At 50.8% G+C, this 14,794-nt stretch carries 12 protein-coding genes; 7 read left to right on the plus strand and 5 right to left on the minus strand.

Annotation, left to right across the window (positions count from 1 at the left end):
* Nucleotides 1-165: 165 nt before the first annotated feature.
* Nucleotides 166-657, plus strand: coding sequence for a hypothetical protein (locus tag AC5FXQ_RS13355; protein ID WP_493602925.1), 492 nt, complete (start codon nucleotides 166-168; stop codon nucleotides 655-657).
* Between the two features lie 87 nt (nucleotides 658-744).
* Here AC5FXQ_RS13355 and bamJ read toward each other — a convergent pair whose 3' ends face one another.
* Both bamJ and AC5FXQ_RS13365 read right to left on the minus strand, forming a co-directional pair.
* Nucleotides 745-1,344, minus strand: a complete 600-nt coding sequence (bamJ, locus tag AC5FXQ_RS13360) for a BamJ family beta-barrel-assembly machinery protein (RefSeq protein ID WP_493602926.1) — start codon at nucleotides 1,342-1,344, stop codon at nucleotides 745-747.
* 139 nt (nucleotides 1,345-1,483) lie between these two features.
* The gene (locus AC5FXQ_RS13365; RefSeq protein WP_255345436.1) at nucleotides 1,484-1,615 is read right to left on the minus strand and encodes a hypothetical protein; all 132 of its coding nucleotides are present in this window, start codon (nucleotides 1,613-1,615) and stop codon (nucleotides 1,484-1,486) included.
* 537 nt (nucleotides 1,616-2,152) lie between these two features.
* Here AC5FXQ_RS13365 and AC5FXQ_RS13370 point away from each other — a divergent pair.
* Both AC5FXQ_RS13370 and rnk read left to right on the plus strand, forming a co-directional pair.
* On the plus strand, nucleotides 2,153-3,643 hold the full coding sequence (locus tag AC5FXQ_RS13370) for an FMN-binding glutamate synthase family protein (protein WP_493602927.1): 1,491 nt from the start codon (nucleotides 2,153-2,155) through the stop codon (nucleotides 3,641-3,643).
* Nucleotide 3,644: 1 nt separating this feature from the next.
* Complete coding sequence (rnk, locus tag AC5FXQ_RS13375) at nucleotides 3,645-4,055, plus strand: nucleoside diphosphate kinase regulator (protein WP_493602928.1); 411 nt, start codon at nucleotides 3,645-3,647, stop codon at nucleotides 4,053-4,055.
* Between the two features lie 99 nt (nucleotides 4,056-4,154).
* On the opposite strand, the gene AC5FXQ_RS13380 is transcribed toward rnk, so the two are convergent.
* From AC5FXQ_RS13380 to AC5FXQ_RS13390, 3 genes are all read right to left on the minus strand, one after another.
* Nucleotides 4,155-4,316, minus strand: a complete 162-nt coding sequence (locus AC5FXQ_RS13380) for a hypothetical protein (protein WP_493602929.1) — start codon at nucleotides 4,314-4,316, stop codon at nucleotides 4,155-4,157.
* 151 nt (nucleotides 4,317-4,467) lie between these two features.
* Nucleotides 4,468-7,854 (minus strand): methylmalonyl-CoA mutase family protein, encoded by a 3,387-nt coding sequence (locus AC5FXQ_RS13385; protein WP_493602930.1) that lies wholly within the window; start codon nucleotides 7,852-7,854, stop codon nucleotides 4,468-4,470.
* Between the two features lie 269 nt (nucleotides 7,855-8,123).
* Nucleotides 8,124-8,825 carry a LuxR C-terminal-related transcriptional regulator gene (locus AC5FXQ_RS13390; protein WP_493602931.1) on the minus strand — a complete coding sequence of 234 codons (702 nt, stop codon included), beginning with the start codon at nucleotides 8,823-8,825 and terminating at the stop codon, nucleotides 8,124-8,126.
* A 182-nt stretch (nucleotides 8,826-9,007) separates the two neighbouring features.
* Between AC5FXQ_RS13390 and lepA the strand changes: the two genes are divergently transcribed.
* From lepA to AC5FXQ_RS13410, 4 genes are all read left to right on the plus strand, one after another.
* Nucleotides 9,008-10,792, plus strand: a complete 1,785-nt coding sequence (lepA, locus tag AC5FXQ_RS13395) for a translation elongation factor 4 (RefSeq protein WP_493602932.1) — start codon at nucleotides 9,008-9,010, stop codon at nucleotides 10,790-10,792.
* 133 nt (nucleotides 10,793-10,925) lie between these two features.
* Nucleotides 10,926-11,807 carry a bifunctional 5,10-methylenetetrahydrofolate dehydrogenase/5,10-methenyltetrahydrofolate cyclohydrolase gene (locus tag AC5FXQ_RS13400; protein WP_493602933.1) on the plus strand — a complete coding sequence of 294 codons (882 nt, stop codon included), beginning with the start codon at nucleotides 10,926-10,928 and terminating at the stop codon, nucleotides 11,805-11,807.
* Nucleotides 11,808-12,175: 368 nt separating this feature from the next.
* Nucleotides 12,176-12,829 (plus strand): 7-carboxy-7-deazaguanine synthase QueE, encoded by a 654-nt coding sequence (locus AC5FXQ_RS13405; protein WP_493602934.1) that lies wholly within the window; start codon nucleotides 12,176-12,178, stop codon nucleotides 12,827-12,829.
* A 7-nt stretch (nucleotides 12,830-12,836) separates the two neighbouring features.
* Nucleotides 12,837-14,762: an OmpA family protein gene (locus AC5FXQ_RS13410; RefSeq protein ID WP_493602935.1), complete on the plus strand. Its 1,926-nt coding sequence runs from the start codon at nucleotides 12,837-12,839 to the stop codon at nucleotides 14,760-14,762.
* Nucleotides 14,763-14,794 lie beyond the last annotated feature (32 nt).

The raw sequence follows: 14,794 nt of genomic DNA on the forward strand, positions 1-14,794 counted from the left end.
ACTAACTATATGAAACCAATAAAATATTAAATTATTTCTTGTTGTTAATATATAAATATTACATCTTTGTTTATACAAAATTCAAGTCACTCTTCTTTTGCTGACTCTGTTTAGAATATTTATCTTCTACCTGATGGCCAAAAGCCGCATAAACTGATACGTACCATGTACACAGATAATTTGATGGGTGCCAATGCATTTGGCAGACATTTTTCGGTAAGGGATCAGCTCCGCAGTGTGCTGCAAGAGCAGCTGAGGCTGAAGTACGTGCATGAAGAAGAAACACTGTATATTAAGTGGGAGGGGGAGGTGAGCTCTAACGAACTGCGGCAGGGTTATGCGCATATCATGGACATGGTGTTCATGTACAAGCCGCAGAAATGGATACTGAACCTGCAAAGCAGAGTTGCCATTGAGAAGGAAGACCAGCAGTGGGTGTTTAAGTATGTTTTCCCGGAAGTGCTGCGTGCTGTAAACAAGAATGTGTTTGTGGCGGTTGTCATGCCCGTGTTTGCTTACAATAGTTTGGTAAACGAAATAGACGGGGATGAACTGATGGATGGAGATAATTTTATGATCATCCACCATTTCCTGTACCAGGAAGAAAGTCGCCGCTGGTTGCACGAGATGGCTGAGACTGACCTGAAGATGGCCTAGGTATAGCACCCTCTGTATAAAATAAAGAGGTTCGGCTGGTGTGATGATCACCTGGCCGAACCTCTTTATTTTATACGCTAGTATGTGTTAGTGAACTGAGATCAGCTCCACATCGAAGATCAGAGTAGTGTTTGGTCCGATCACGTCGCCGGCGCCTTGTGAGCCATAAGCCAGGTTCGATGGAATGAACAGTCTCCACTTAGCACCTTCCTTCATCAACTGAAGGGCTTCCGTCCAGCCAGCGATCACACCGTTAACCGGGAACGTGGCTGGCTGCCCTCGCTCGTAGCTCGAGTCAAATACCGTACCGTCGATCAGGGTGCCGTGGTAGTGAGTCGTTACTTTGTCAGAGGCAGCCGGCGACTTGCCTGTGCCTTCCTGAAGCACCTGGTACTGCAGACCGCTTGGCAGTGTTTTTACTCCTTCCTTGTTTTTATTTTCCGCTAAGAAAGCTTCGCCTGCCTTCTGGTTTTCACCGCCTTTGGCGCCTTGCTTCTCTTGCATCTCCTGCTGTAGCGCCATCATGGCCATCTGGATCTCCTGCTGAGACAGGGATGAGGGCTCACCAGCGATCACCTCTTTCAGGCCTTTCACAAAAGCATCCGCTTCGATGTCGATACCCTGCTTTTTGAGGTTGGCTGCCATGTCGCGGCCGATGATGTAGCTTATTTTTTCCTGTTGTGTCATGTATAATGGTATAGATGATAGGATTGATTTTCGCTGATAAAGGTACGGCTAAAGGGGGGATTAACCTAAAAGGAATGCATTCAAGAGAGGAAGCAGGCGCCAGGCCTGCTTCCTCCATATCTAAACAACAGTCGCAAGCTTAGAGATACAAGTGTATGTCTTCTTCGTGGAGGTCCATTTGGAGCTGCTCGGGCGACATCCAGCTTTTCATAAGGTAGCCAAATGTGGTGCCAATGAGCAGGAGAGAGGAGATTGTCGTAAAGCGCATCATGATATATAGCCTGAAGAGTTAAACTTGAATTTTTTAACGCTATATAGCAATTTAGGTTGTGAATCTTATGCCCTCATTTCCTGTATTTTAGTACAAAAGCAAGAAGCCGGCAAATTCGTCCTTCTATAGAGTTGAAAAAAAACAGCTAGCCAATTAATAGCGTATGATTTTTGGGTTTTCTTCTTTTCTTTCAACTAACTTTGCACTGTCAATCAAAAAGACATGAGGCCAATCGGCAAATATCCTTCTTTCTGGCTTACCATACCTGGTTCAGGTCTGGTAGCAGCTTCTCATCATGTAGCAATGTGTGATGAACTGAACGGCTATTGCCTCAACTTTTTTTCCTCTCCCAAGGCCTTTAACAAGTAAGCCGGAGCTTACGCTCTGGCGCCCCACAAACAAAACTGGCAATTATAGATTTCTGGTTTAGCAATTTTCTTTCATCTTATTCATTTTCTAAGATTTTACGACATGGCAAGTAAGGTCAGTGTGAGGCAATCCCTGGGATACGTCTTTATAGCAGCTTATCTGTTTATCTTGTTTTTATCAATTTTTGAGCAGCCATACCTGTGGCTTCTCTTACTAATTGTGCCCTTGCACCTGGTATACCTGCGCAACGTGCGGCAGGGCAGGCACTCCATTTTGCGCAACTACCCACTGGTAGGCTATCTGCGCTATTTCTTCGAGAGCATCCGTCCGGAACTCCGGCAGTATTTCTTTGAGTCCGACCTGGACGGCAAGCCGTTCAGCCGACGCCAGCGCTCCATCGTGTACCAGCGTGCAAAGAACGTGCGCGAGACGGTACCTTTCGGTATGCAGGCCAACAGCCAGGAGCCAGGCTTTGAGTGGATTGCCCATACTATGTTCCCGGTGCACGTGCAGGCCAAGGACCTGCGTGTGACAGTAGGAGGCAGCCGCTGCAAACAACCCTATAGCGCCAGCATTTATAATATCTCAGCCATGAGCTATGGCTCTCTGAGTAAAACAGCTGTAACTGCTCTGAGTGCCGGTGCCAAACTAGGAGGCTTTGCGCACAATACCGGTGAGGGTGGCGTGAGTCCCTTTCACATTGAGGGTGGGGGCGACCTGATCTGGCAGATCGGTACAGGCTACTTCGGCTGCCGCGATAAAAACGGCAACTTCTCGGAGCAGTTATTCAAAGAGCAGGTAGCGCATCCGCACATCAAAATGGTGGAGATCAAGCTGTCGCAGGGAGCCAAGCCGGGCCACGGTGGTATACTGCCGGCTGCCAAGAATACACCGGAAATCGCGGCTATACGCAAGGTGGAGCCCTATACCACAGTTGCTTCACCGCCGGCGCACTCCGCTTTCAGCGATCAGTTCACCATGCTGCTGTACATAGACAAGTTGCGCGTGCTCTCAGACGGCAAGCCGATCGGTATCAAACTGTGCATTGGTAACAAGCAGGAGTTCGAACGCCTCTGCCAGGAAATGAAGCACAACCGCATCTATCCGGACTTCATCACGATAGACGGGGCAGAGGGCGGTACAGGTGCCGCACCGCTTGAGTTTACCGATAGCCTGGGTATGCCGCTTTATGATGCCCTGGCCTATGTGCAGCACATGCTGGAGCAGTACGGGTTGCGCGACGAGATCAAGCTGATTGCGGCGGGTAAGATCATCACCGGGGTGGACATTATCAAGGCTATTTCGCTGGGTGCTGACATATGCTACAGTGCAAGAGGTATGATGTTCGCGCTGGGTTGTATACAGGCCCTGCAGTGTGATTCCGGTCGCTGTCCGGTAGGTATAGCCACGCAGGACAAGAACCTGTACAAGGGCCTGGACGTAGCAGATAAGCGGGTGCGTGTGGCTAACTTCCATGGCAACACCATCAAGTCAACCATCGAAGTGATGGAGGCCTGCGGCTTTGCGTCCCTGCAGGACATTACCCCGGACAAAATATTCAGGCGTGTGGAGCAGGGACAGACGAAGAGCTTCAAGGACATTTACTTTCCGAAAAAGCCTTCCCCCAGCTCTATCAGCAGAAACTATGTGCTTAATTGATATGGAAAACTTAATCTATCTGACCGAGAAGGACTATAAGCGCCTGGTTGATTTGGTGCAGCAGCAAAGACAGGGCCCGGGTATGCAGGCAAATATCGCTAAACTCGGGGAAGAACTGAAGCGGGCCAAGCGGGTTGCTTCGGAGGAGATTCCAGCAGAAGTCGTGACGATGAATTCAAGCGTTTTGTTAAGGGACTTGAAGAGCGGCAAGGAAATGGAAATTACGCTGGTGTACCCGAAGGATGCCGATGTGAATAGCCGTAAAATTTCCATTCTCGCTCCGGTGGGCACAGCTATCATCGGCTGCAAAGAAGGAGACGAGGTGGAGTGGCCTGTGCCATCGGGCACGATCAACTATAAAATCGAAAAGGTGACGTTTCAACCGGAAGCTTCCGGTAACTTCTCGCTTTAGGTATAAGATTAAGTCAAAAAAAGCCAGTTCGTAATCTGTCAAGGAACAGCGAACTGGCTTTTTGCTTTTGTAAAAAGAGGCGACTATACCTGTTCCCAATCAGGCATAATCGCTGATATTTTCTTCCCAAAGGTCAAAATCGATATCTTCTTCTTCGATTTTGGTGCTCAGGTATACGTAAGCTGCCAGGCCCAGGAACAGGAGTGCCGAGCCAACCAGCACGAATGGAAAATCCTCAGAGTCTTTATTTTTGGTTTTCATGGTGCGTTTTATTTATGTTGCTTTATACCTCTCAAAGCTGCAATATGTTGTCAAGACGCTGACTGCCAGCAGATACAAAAAAGAAGGCCGGGCATTTGCCCGGCCTTTGCTTTTAATAACGCCGCCTGATTGCGGTATATTTTATGAAAACTTACATATTTCTGCGGTACTGTCCGCCGACCTCAAACAAGGCGTTGGTAATCTGACCCAGTGAGCAATACTTCACGGTTTCCATCATCTCCTCAAAGATGTTCCCGTTGTTGATCGCCACCTGCTGGATGCGTTTCAGCATCTCTTCTGACTTATCCGCATTGCGCTTGTGCAAGCTTTGCAGCATCGAGATCTGGTACTGCTTTTCTTCCTCTGTCGCCCGGATAACTTCCGTAGGAAGAACAGTTGGAGAACCAGTGGATGACAGGAAGGTGTTCACGCCGATGATCGGGTACTCTCCCGTGTGCTTCAGTGTCTCATAGTACAGACTTTCTTCCTGGATCTTACCACGCTGGTACATCGTCTCCATGGCACCCAACACGCCGCCACGCTCCGTGATGCGGTCGAACTCGGTCAGTACAGCCTCTTCCACCAGGTCTGTCAGCTCTTCGATGATGAACGAGCCTTGCAGCGGGTTCTCATTCTTGGCCAGACCCAACTCACGGTTGATGATGAGTTGAATCGCCATCGCACGACGTACAGATGCTTCTGTTGGCGTGGTGATAGCCTCGTCGTAAGCGTTGGTGTGCAGCGAGTTACAGTTGTCATAGATCGCGTACAGGGCCTGCAATGTGGTACGGATGTCGTTGAAGTCGATCTCCTGCGCGTGCAGTGAACGGCCGGACGTCTGGATATGGTACTTCAACATCTGCGAACGGGCATCAGCACCGTACTTGTGCTTCATGGCCTTCGCCCATATTCTGCGGGCCACGCGACCGATCACCGCATACTCCGGATCGATACCGTTTGAGAAGAAGAAGCTCAGGTTCGGCGCAAACTTGTTGATGTCCATGCCACGGCTCACATAGTACTCCACGAAGGTGAAGCCGTTGGCCAGCGTAAAGGCCAGCTGCGAGATCGGGTTGGCACCGGCCTCTGCAATATGGTAGCCGGAGATCGACACAGAGTAGAAGTTACGCACGTTTTTGTCAATGAAGTACGCCTGCACGTCACCCATCAGACGCAGCGAGAATTCCGTGGAGAAGATACAGGTGTTCTGCGCCTGGTCTTCTTTCAGGATATCCGCCTGCACGGTGCCGCGCACAGAAGCTAAGGTGCGCGCCTTGATCGGCTCGTACACGTCAGCTGGCAATACCTGGTCGCCGGTTACGCCCAATAGCATCAGGCCCAGACCGTCATTGCCCTTCGGCAGCTCACCCTGGTAACGTGGACGCTCCGTACCTTTCTCTTTGTAGATGGCTTCGATCTTCTGGTTGATCTCTTCTTCGAGGCCATTCTCTTTGATGTACAGTTCGCACTGCTGGTCGATGGCGGCATTCATAAAGAAGCCGGTCAGGATGGCAGCAGGACCGTTGATGGTCATGGAAACCGAGGTCATTGGGTCGGCCAGGTTGAAGCCGGAGTACAGTTTCTTGGCATCGTCCAGGCAGCAAATGCTCACACCCGAGTTACCGATCTTACCATAAATATCCGGTCTGAAATCAGGGTCTTCACCGTAAAGTGTCACCGAGTCAAATGCCGTAGAAAGGCGTTTGGCTGGCATACCCAAGCTCACATAGTGGAAACGACGGTTCGTACGCTCCGGTCCGCCTTCGCCGGCAAACATACGGGTTGGGTCTTCGCCTTCGCGCTTGAACGGGAACACGCCCGCTGTGTATGGGAATTCGCCCGGCACGTTCTCCTGCAGGTTCCACTTCAGCAAATCACCCCATGCTTCGTAGCGCGGAGTAGACACTTTGGGAATTTGCAGGTGTGAAAGCGACTCAGTATGCGTCTTAATTTTCAGTTCTTTGTCACGCACTTTGAACACGTAGAACTCGTTCTTGTAGGCCTGTACTTTCTCTTTCCAGTTCTCGAGAATCTTCTTGTTCTGTCCGTCCAGGCTTAGCTCTACTTCAGCATACGCCTGCTCGAGCTGCTTGATCAAACGATCCTTGTCTTCCACCTCAATCCCTTGCACGGCCTCGATGGACTTTTTGATGCCATAGAGTTTCTGGGCAACCTCGGCCTGATCCTTCGTCCACTTGTCGTAGTTGCGGATGGTCTCTGATATCTCAGAAAGATAGCGGGTACGGGCAGGAGGGATGATGTATACCTTCTCCGACATCTCTTTTGATGTCTGCAGGTTGGAGTCGAATTCCACGCCCGTTTTCTCCGACAGCTTGGCCATTACGGCACGGTATAGCTGGTTCATGCCCGGGTCGTTGAACTGCGAAGCGATGGTGCCGAAAACCGGAATCTCATCATCGTTCACATCCCACAGCTGGTGGTTGCGCTTGTATTGTTTCTTCACGTCACGCAGGGCGTCGAGCGCGCCGCGCTTGTCGAATTTGTTCAGGGCGATCACGTCGGCAAAGTCGAGCATGTCGATCTTCTCAAGCTGCGTGGCGGCACCGTACTCCGGAGTCATCACATACAGGCTCATATCCGAGTGCTCGATGATCTCCGTGTCGGACTGGCCTATACCTGAAGTTTCGAGGATGATCATGTCAAAGTCAGCCGCCTTCACGATATCCACGGCATCCTGCACATACTTGCTCAGGGCCAGGTTGCTCTGGCGTGTAGCCAGGGAGCGCATGTATACCCGCTCGTTCGAAATCGAGTTCATGCGGATTCTATCTCCTAATAGAGCACCGCCCGTTTTGCGTTTCGATGGGTCTACCGAAATAATGGCGATCTTCTTTTGAGGGAAGTCTATCAGGAAGCGGCGCACCAGTTCGTCCACCAAAGACGACTTACCGGCACCACCTGTACCGGTTATACCCAGCACTGGTGTTTTTACTTCTTTGGCTTGCTCTCTCACCTCGTTCAGGATGCTGCGTGCTTCCTCCGGGAAGTTCTCAGCAGCCGAGATCAGCCGGGCAATGGCTTTCGGATCTTTGTCGCGCAGGTGCTTCGCTTCGCCGTTCAGGTCTTTGCCTGTCGGGAAGTCGCATTTCTCCAGCATGTCGTTGATCATACCCTGCAGACCCATGGCACGTCCGTCGTCAGGGGAGTAGATACGGGCAATACCGTATTCGTGCAGTTCTTCGATTTCAGTCGGCAGGATCACACCGCCGCCGCCGCCGAAGATGCGGATATGGCCGCAGCCGCGCTCGTTGAGCAGGTCGTACATGTACTTGAAGTACTCCAGGTGACCACCCTGGTAGGAGGTAATGGCAATGGCTTGTGCGTCTTCCTGCACAGCGCAATCCACGATCTCCTGCACCGAGCGGTTGTGCCCCAGGTGAATCACCTCGGCGCCGGATGCCTGGATGATGCGGCGCATGATGTTGATCGAAGCGTCGTGCCCGTCAAACAACGAAGCAGCCGTTACGATGCGGATGTGGTTGACCGGCTTATATGGTTCTACTTTAGTAAGTTGCATAATTTACTAACAAGGATTTTTTCAAATTTGATGCGAATATAGTCATTTTTACGCAGGATTGACAGGCAGGGCCTGATTCAGAAAAGCCAGGAAACAGAACAGCCGTCTCCAAAGCCGTACTGTGGTATACGGTATGGACAGCTTTAAAAGTAAGAAAGGTCTAAGGAGCAGGTATACACAGGCAAAAGCTGGATCCGCTGCTCACCTGGGCTTAGCCGACCCTGCAGAAATAGGGTTGATCTGATCAGGAAATGTGCAGGCGCTGCAGCTTAGCCTAGACCTGCCTCTTTCCCAAGCGATACCAGGTCAGCCACGTTAGTTGTACCCAGCTTCTTTTGGATGCTCTTGCGGTGGGTGCTCACTGTGTTCGGACTGATAAAAAGCTGCTCCGCGATTTCCCTGGTGCTGCACCCCTTGCAGATCAGTTCCAGAATCTCGATTTCGCGCTTTCGCAAACACCTCACTATCTGGCTGCTTTTTTGCTTCAGCTTCTCCTTAAGCGCCTGTACCAACTGAGCCTCCGTATTCATGCCAGGACTCAGGTCCACATCCACACAGATCACCTCTTTAACATCGCCCTGCTGGTTTTTGCTGAAAGCTTTGGCCCAGCCCACAAACCATTTGTACTGGTCTTCCTCTTTGTGTTTTGCCCGAAACAAGCCCCCGAATTCAGCACCGTTAAATTGCTGGTAATGGGTGACGCTGTCTTCAGGGATATGCTGATCATCCGGGTGCACAATGGCCTCCATATACTTCATGCCGCCCATTTCCAGTATCTCAGACAAGGTATAGCCAAGGCTTTCCTCATTGGTGCGATTGCACCAGACTACCCCCAGGTCCAGGTTGGAGATGTAGATATTGGCAGGCACTTCGTGGATGACCTTCTCCAGGAACTCACATTTCTCCTTCAGAAGTTGAATCTCACGCTCCATAGCGGCAATCTTAGCGGCGCTGGAAGTCTGTTCTGGCATACAGTATCTGATATCGGTTTGCAAAAAGATTCTAAAGTTATAAAACTTATATGCTAAATTCCATGTGTACTGGCAGAATAATAAGGAGGGATCGGCAAAGAGGCCAATCATAAAATGATTTAGGCCGGAATACAGCAACAAACCTACATTCTTCTTAACTTTGTTTTTCGTAAGAACTATTTATGAAGAACATTCGCAATTTCTGCATCATCGCCCACATCGACCATGGTAAAAGCACGCTGGCTGACCGCCTGCTGGAATTTACTTCTACGGTTGCAGAGCGTGAAATGCAAAACCAGCTGCTCGATAATATGGATCTGGAGCGTGAGCGTGGTATTACTATCAAGAGTCACGCCATCCAGATGAATTATCACTACAAAGGAGAGGATTACGTGTTGAACCTGATCGACACACCAGGTCACGTCGACTTCTCTTATGAAGTATCCCGCTCCATTGCTGCCTGCGAAGGTGCGCTGCTGATCGTGGATTCTTCGCAAGGTATAGAGGCCCAGACTATTTCGAACCTCTACCTGGCCATCGGTTCTGACCTGGAAATTATCCCGGTTCTGAACAAAATTGACCTGCCGCACGCCATGCCGGAAGAGGTAAGTGACCAGATCATCGACCTGATCGGCTGTGACAAAGAAGACATCATCCATGCTTCCGGTAAGTCAGGCATCGGTATAGAAGAAATATTGAACGCTATCTGCGACCGTGTTCCCGCACCGAAAGGGGACCCTGCTGCTCCGCTGCAGGCCTTGATCTTTGACTCCGTATTCAACTCATACAGAGGTATTGAGGTCTACTTCCGTATTTATAATGGTACCTTGAAGAAAGGGGAGAAGGTGAAGTTCATCAACACCGGCAAGACATACGAGGCGGACGAGATTGGCGTACTGAAACTTAACCAGGAGCCGCGCCAGGAGATGGCCGCCGGCAACGTGGGCTACCTGATCTCAGGTATAAAGAATGCAAAAGAAGTAAAAGTAGGAGATACCATTACGCACGTCGACCGTCCTGCTGTAGGTATACAGGGTTTCGAAGACGTGAAGCCAATGGTATTTGCGGGTATCTATCCGGTAGAAACGAGCGAGTACGAAGAATTGCGTGCCTCCATGGAGAAGCTGCAGTTGAACGATGCTTCACTCGTGTGGGAGCCGGAGACATCAGCTGCGCTTGGTTTCGGTTTCCGTTGCGGCTTCCTGGGTATGCTGCACATGGAAATTGTGCAGGAGCGTCTGGAGCGCGAATTCGACATGACGGTAATCACTACCGTGCCGTCGGTACAGTTTCATGCCTATTCCACCAAAGGCGAATTGTTGAAGGTGAATGCGCCTTCCGAAATGCCGGAACCGAATTACATTGACCGTATTGAGGAGCCTTTTATTAAAGCGCAGATTATTTCGAAGGCAGAGTACGTAGGCCCGATCATCACGCTTTGCATGGACAAGCGCGGTATTCTGAAAAACCAGACATACCTGACCAGCGACCGGGTGGAGCTCTCTTTTGAGATGCCGCTTGCCGAGATCGTATTTGATTTCTTTGATAAACTGAAGACCATTTCCAGAGGCTACGCCTCCCTTGACTACGAACTGATCGGTTTCCGTCAGTCGAACATGGTGAAGCTGGATGTGATGCTCAACGGCGAGAAAGTGGATGCCCTGAGCGCCATCGTGCACCGCGACAAGGCTTACGATTGGGGCAAGCGCCTTTGCGAAAAGTTGCGTGAACTGCTGCCGCGTCAGATGTTTGAGATCGCCATTCAGGCGGCTATCGGTCAGAAGATCATTGCCCGTGAGACGGTGAAGGCCCTGCGCAAGAACGTACTGGCCAAGTGCTACGGCGGTGACATTTCGCGTAAGCGCAAGCTCCTCGAGAAACAGAAGAAAGGTAAGAAACGCATGCGCCAGGTAGGTAACGTGGAGATCCCACAAGAAGCCTTCTTAGCTGTGCTTAAACTCGACTAACAATACCAAGCCCCGACGTGCCCCTGCACGTCGGGGCTTGTCGCTTATAGTTGCCTGGCAAAGGTACCATGTCAAAGCCCTTCGCCCTATACATCAACACAGAACTCTTAACTCATAACTTTTAACTAAAAACATGATTCTGCTCGACGGTAAAAAAACATCCGAAGCCATTCAGCAAGAGATTGCAGCTGAAGTTGCCGAAATTAAAGCCAATGGAGGCAAGGTGCCGCATCTGGCGGCGATACTGGTAGGCAATGACGGCGGCTCTGTCACGTATGTGAACAACAAAGTGCTGGCCTGCGAAAAAGTAGGTTTTGGTTCTACGCTGGTACGTTATGAAGACGATGTGACCGAAGAAGAATTGCTTAACAAAATACAGGAGCTGAACGAGAGCGAGGAAGTGGACGGTTTTATTGTACAGTTGCCACTACCCAAGCACATCAACACGCAGAAAGTGCTGGAGGCGGTTGATCCCAAGAAAGATGTGGATGGTTTCCACCCGGCGAACGTAGGACGTATGGTTGCTGGCCTGACTTCTTTCCTGCCAGCCACTCCTTACGGCATCCTGCAGCTTATCGAGCGCTACGGCATCGAAACGAACGGCAAGCACTGCGTTGTGATCGGCCGCAGCAACATTGTGGGTTCTCCCATGAGCATCCTGATGGCCAAAGCCGCTTATCCTGGCAATGCCACCGTGACGCTTTGTCACCGCAACACCGTCGACCTGCCGTACTATACCCGCCAGGCTGATATCATAATAGCGGCCGTTGGCCTGCCTGGTCTGGTGACTGCCGAAATGGTGAAAGAAGGTGCCGTGGTGATTGACGTGGGTACTACTCGTGTACCTGATACTTCCCGCAAGTCTGGTTACAGGCTGCGTGGTGACGTAGACTTCGACAATGTGGCGCCTAAGTGCAGCTACATCACCCCGGTTCCGGGCGGTGTTGGTCCGCTAACCATTGCCATGCTGCTGAAGAATACACTGCGAGCTGCCAGAAAAGAGGTATACGCGTAGGTATTTTGCACCTCTTGAAATTTACTTAACCCCCTCTTGGAAACAAGAGGGGGTTTTTTATTTAAAAGAGCCGTTGCTCCAAAGACCTTTCAGCGTGCGCAGCTCCTGTGAGTGTCTATGCCGATCGCCGCGCTATACCCATCCTGTCTATACCTTGCTTCGTAGCTAATAAGACTCCCACATCACCTACTTACCAGAACTTATTAACTGCTCAGGTATTACGGAACATAAGTTGCTCTCTACCTTGTTGCTTTTTTAACTAACTTTGCAAGTTCGGTGCAGGCTTATAATAATGACAGGTATAGCTGCACCATCATTTAATGAAGGCCTGTACCTGACCTTTCAGGTATAGCCAAAGGAATACAGATTTGGAAACGACAAAAGCATACAAAACCGCCTCCATTCATTCAGTGCCCAAAGATGGCAGTGAACTTCCGCTGATGGAGGCTTTTTACACGATTCAGGGTGAAGGTGGCAACACAGGCACAGCAGCTTACTTTATCAGGCTTGGTGGCTGCGATGTGGGCTGTCACTGGTGCGATGTAAAGGAGAGTTGGGACGCCGAACAGCATCCACTCACTCCTGTAGGGGAAATTGTGACAACCGCTAAAACCTTTCCGGGCAAAACCGTCGTAGTAACAGGAGGCGAACCGCTGCTTTATAACCTCAACCCGCTGACAGCCGGATTGCAGGAAGCAGGTATACGCACCATGATCGAAACCTCCGGGGCTTATCCCATAAGCGGTTACTGGGACTGGGTGTGTTTGTCTCCTAAGAAGTTCAAGGCGCCCGATGCTTCTGTATATCCTTTTGCAGATGAGCTAAAAGTCATTATATTTAACAAATCGGATTTTGCATGGGCCGAAGAGCATGCGGCAAGGGTAGGAGCTGACTGCAAGCTATACCTGCAGCCAGAGTGGAGCAAAGCCGGGCAATTGATGCCACTTATTGTCGAATACGTTAAAAACAACCCCCAATGGCGTGTGTCTTTACAGACACATAAGTACATGGATATCCCGTAAAAAAGCTATGCTTAAGCCGCTGCTTCTTCTGATTCTGATCACATTAAGTACCGTTACCACCTGTCTGGCTCAGGGCAGACCGGCCTCCAATTCCAGAAAAGCAGTTACACTTTACTACAAAGCAGAAGAAGCCGCACAGGCACGTGATTTTAACAAGGCGCTTGCCTACCTCGACGAGGCCATCGAGCGTGACCCAAAATACGCTGATGCTTACCTGAAAATTGCGCATCTGCACCGGGCCATGGGCAATAAGCCGGAAGTGTTCGAAAACCTGCAGAAGGGCCTGACTCTCAAGCCATTTAACGCCGGACTGATGAACAGTTACTTCGACCTGGCTGACCTTTACTTCGAGCGGGGCGACTACGAAAACGCCCGCAAGTATTTCGAGCTTTTCCTGCGTGGTAAGCCGCGCAACGGGCGTATGGCAGACTTTGCCCGTCAGCAGATCCAGTCCGCTGACTTTGCTGCGGAGGCCATGAAGAAGCCAGTGAGCTTTAACCCGGTCAGGCTGCCTGACGATGTCAATCGCTTCGAGCTGCAGTACTTTCCCTCCACCACTGCTGACCAGCGTCATCTGATCTTTACAGCACGACTAGGCCATCGCCCTGACCAGGACGAGAACATATTTGTGAGCCAGTACCGCGACAACAAGTGGAGTCCGCCGAGCTCTATTTCCCCTGCCATCAATACCACTGCAAACGAAGGTGCCGCTACCATTTCCGGTGACGGCAAAACGCTTGTGTTTACCTCTTGCAACCGTTCCGACAGTCAGGGTGATTGTGATCTGTACATCTCTTTCAGAAGCGGGGATGAGTGGAGCAAGCCCAAGAACATGGGATCGGTTGTGAATTCCAAAGCATGGGACTCCCAGCCAAGCCTGTCTGCCGACGGACGTACCTTATACTTTACCTCTACACGACCTGGCGGCATTGGCAAAGAAGATATTTGGGTAACCCGCCTGAAAGAGGATGGCTCGTGGCAAAAACCTGAGAACATGGGGGAGCCCGTGAACTCCCGGGGACGTGACATGGCGCCTTTCATACATGTGAGTGGTAGCACCCTCTACTTTGTAAGCGATGGACACCTGGGTATGGGCGGCCTCGACGTGTTTATGACGACACAGGACAACAGGAGCAAGTGGAGTGAACCCGAGAACATGGGTTACCCCCTGAACACGCACGCTGACGAAGGCTCACTCTTCATTACCGCCGACAATAAAAAAGGCTATTACTCCCGTCAGGAGATGACGGAGGCGGGTGCCTCAACTATACAACTTTACGAGTTGGACGTGCCGGAGAACTGGCGCAGCAAAGTCAACAGCACCTATGCCCAAGGCCGTGTTTTCCACGCCGATACCAAAAAGCCGATTGCTGCCGTGGTGCAGCTCTATGATGTAAGTGCCGACTCGCTGGTACAGCAGGTTAACTCCGATAAGGTGTCGGGTGATTATACAATCGTGCTTTCGGAAGGAGGGCAGTATGCCCTATACGTTTCAGCTCCCGGGTTCCTGATGAACAGCCTGAGCTTTGACTATACCTCTGAAAAAGCACTGAGCCCGGTGGCGCTTGACGTATACCTGAAACCGATCAAATCCGGGGCAGCGATTGTGCTCAATAACCTGTTCTTCGACACAGGGCAGTATAAGCTGGAGCGCAAGTCGAAGACTGAGCTTGATAAGCTGATCACGTTCATGCAGCAAAACCCCGAGGTGCGTATCGAGATATCGGGCCACACCGACGACATCGGCTCCGACGCTGACAACAAGGTGCTCTCTGAGCGCCGTGCCCGTTCTGTCGCTGACTACCTGCGCAGCAACAAAGTGCCAAAAGACCGCATCACCTCAGTCGGTCACGGCGAGAGCCGACCGGTCAAGCCAAACACCTCAGAAGAAAACCGCAGCCAGAACCGTCGCATCGAAATGCGGGTGCTGTAGGACTTGTATAAACTTAGAATTTTCCTGTCATT

It is taken from the genome of Pontibacter sp. LHS1 (assembly GCF_058932855.1).

Bases quoted from the DNA above. Each gene is read 5' to 3' on its own strand.
- AC5FXQ_RS13385 (WP_493602930.1), bottom strand. From the start codon at position 7,854: ATGCAACTTACTAAAGTAGAACCATATAAGCCGGTCAACCACATCCGC.
- rnk (WP_493602928.1), top strand. From the start codon at position 3,645: ATGGAAAACTTAATCTATCTGACCGAGAAGGACTATAAGCGCCTGGTT.
- AC5FXQ_RS13390 (WP_493602931.1), bottom strand. From the start codon at position 8,825: ATGCCAGAACAGACTTCCAGCGCCGCTAAGATTGCCGCTATGGAGCGT.
- AC5FXQ_RS13355 (WP_493602925.1), top strand. From the start codon at position 166: ATGTACACAGATAATTTGATGGGTGCCAATGCATTTGGCAGACATTTT.
- lepA (WP_493602932.1), top strand. From the start codon at position 9,008: ATGAAGAACATTCGCAATTTCTGCATCATCGCCCACATCGACCATGGT.
- bamJ (WP_493602926.1), bottom strand. From the start codon at position 1,344: ATGACACAACAGGAAAAAATAAGCTACATCATCGGCCGCGACATGGCA.
- AC5FXQ_RS13400 (WP_493602933.1), top strand. From the start codon at position 10,926: ATGATTCTGCTCGACGGTAAAAAAACATCCGAAGCCATTCAGCAAGAG.
- AC5FXQ_RS13410 (WP_493602935.1), top strand. From the start codon at position 12,837: ATGCTTAAGCCGCTGCTTCTTCTGATTCTGATCACATTAAGTACCGTT.
- AC5FXQ_RS13380 (WP_493602929.1), bottom strand. From the start codon at position 4,316: ATGAAAACCAAAAATAAAGACTCTGAGGATTTTCCATTCGTGCTGGTT.
- AC5FXQ_RS13365 (WP_255345436.1), bottom strand. From the start codon at position 1,615: ATGATGCGCTTTACGACAATCTCCTCTCTCCTGCTCATTGGCACCACA.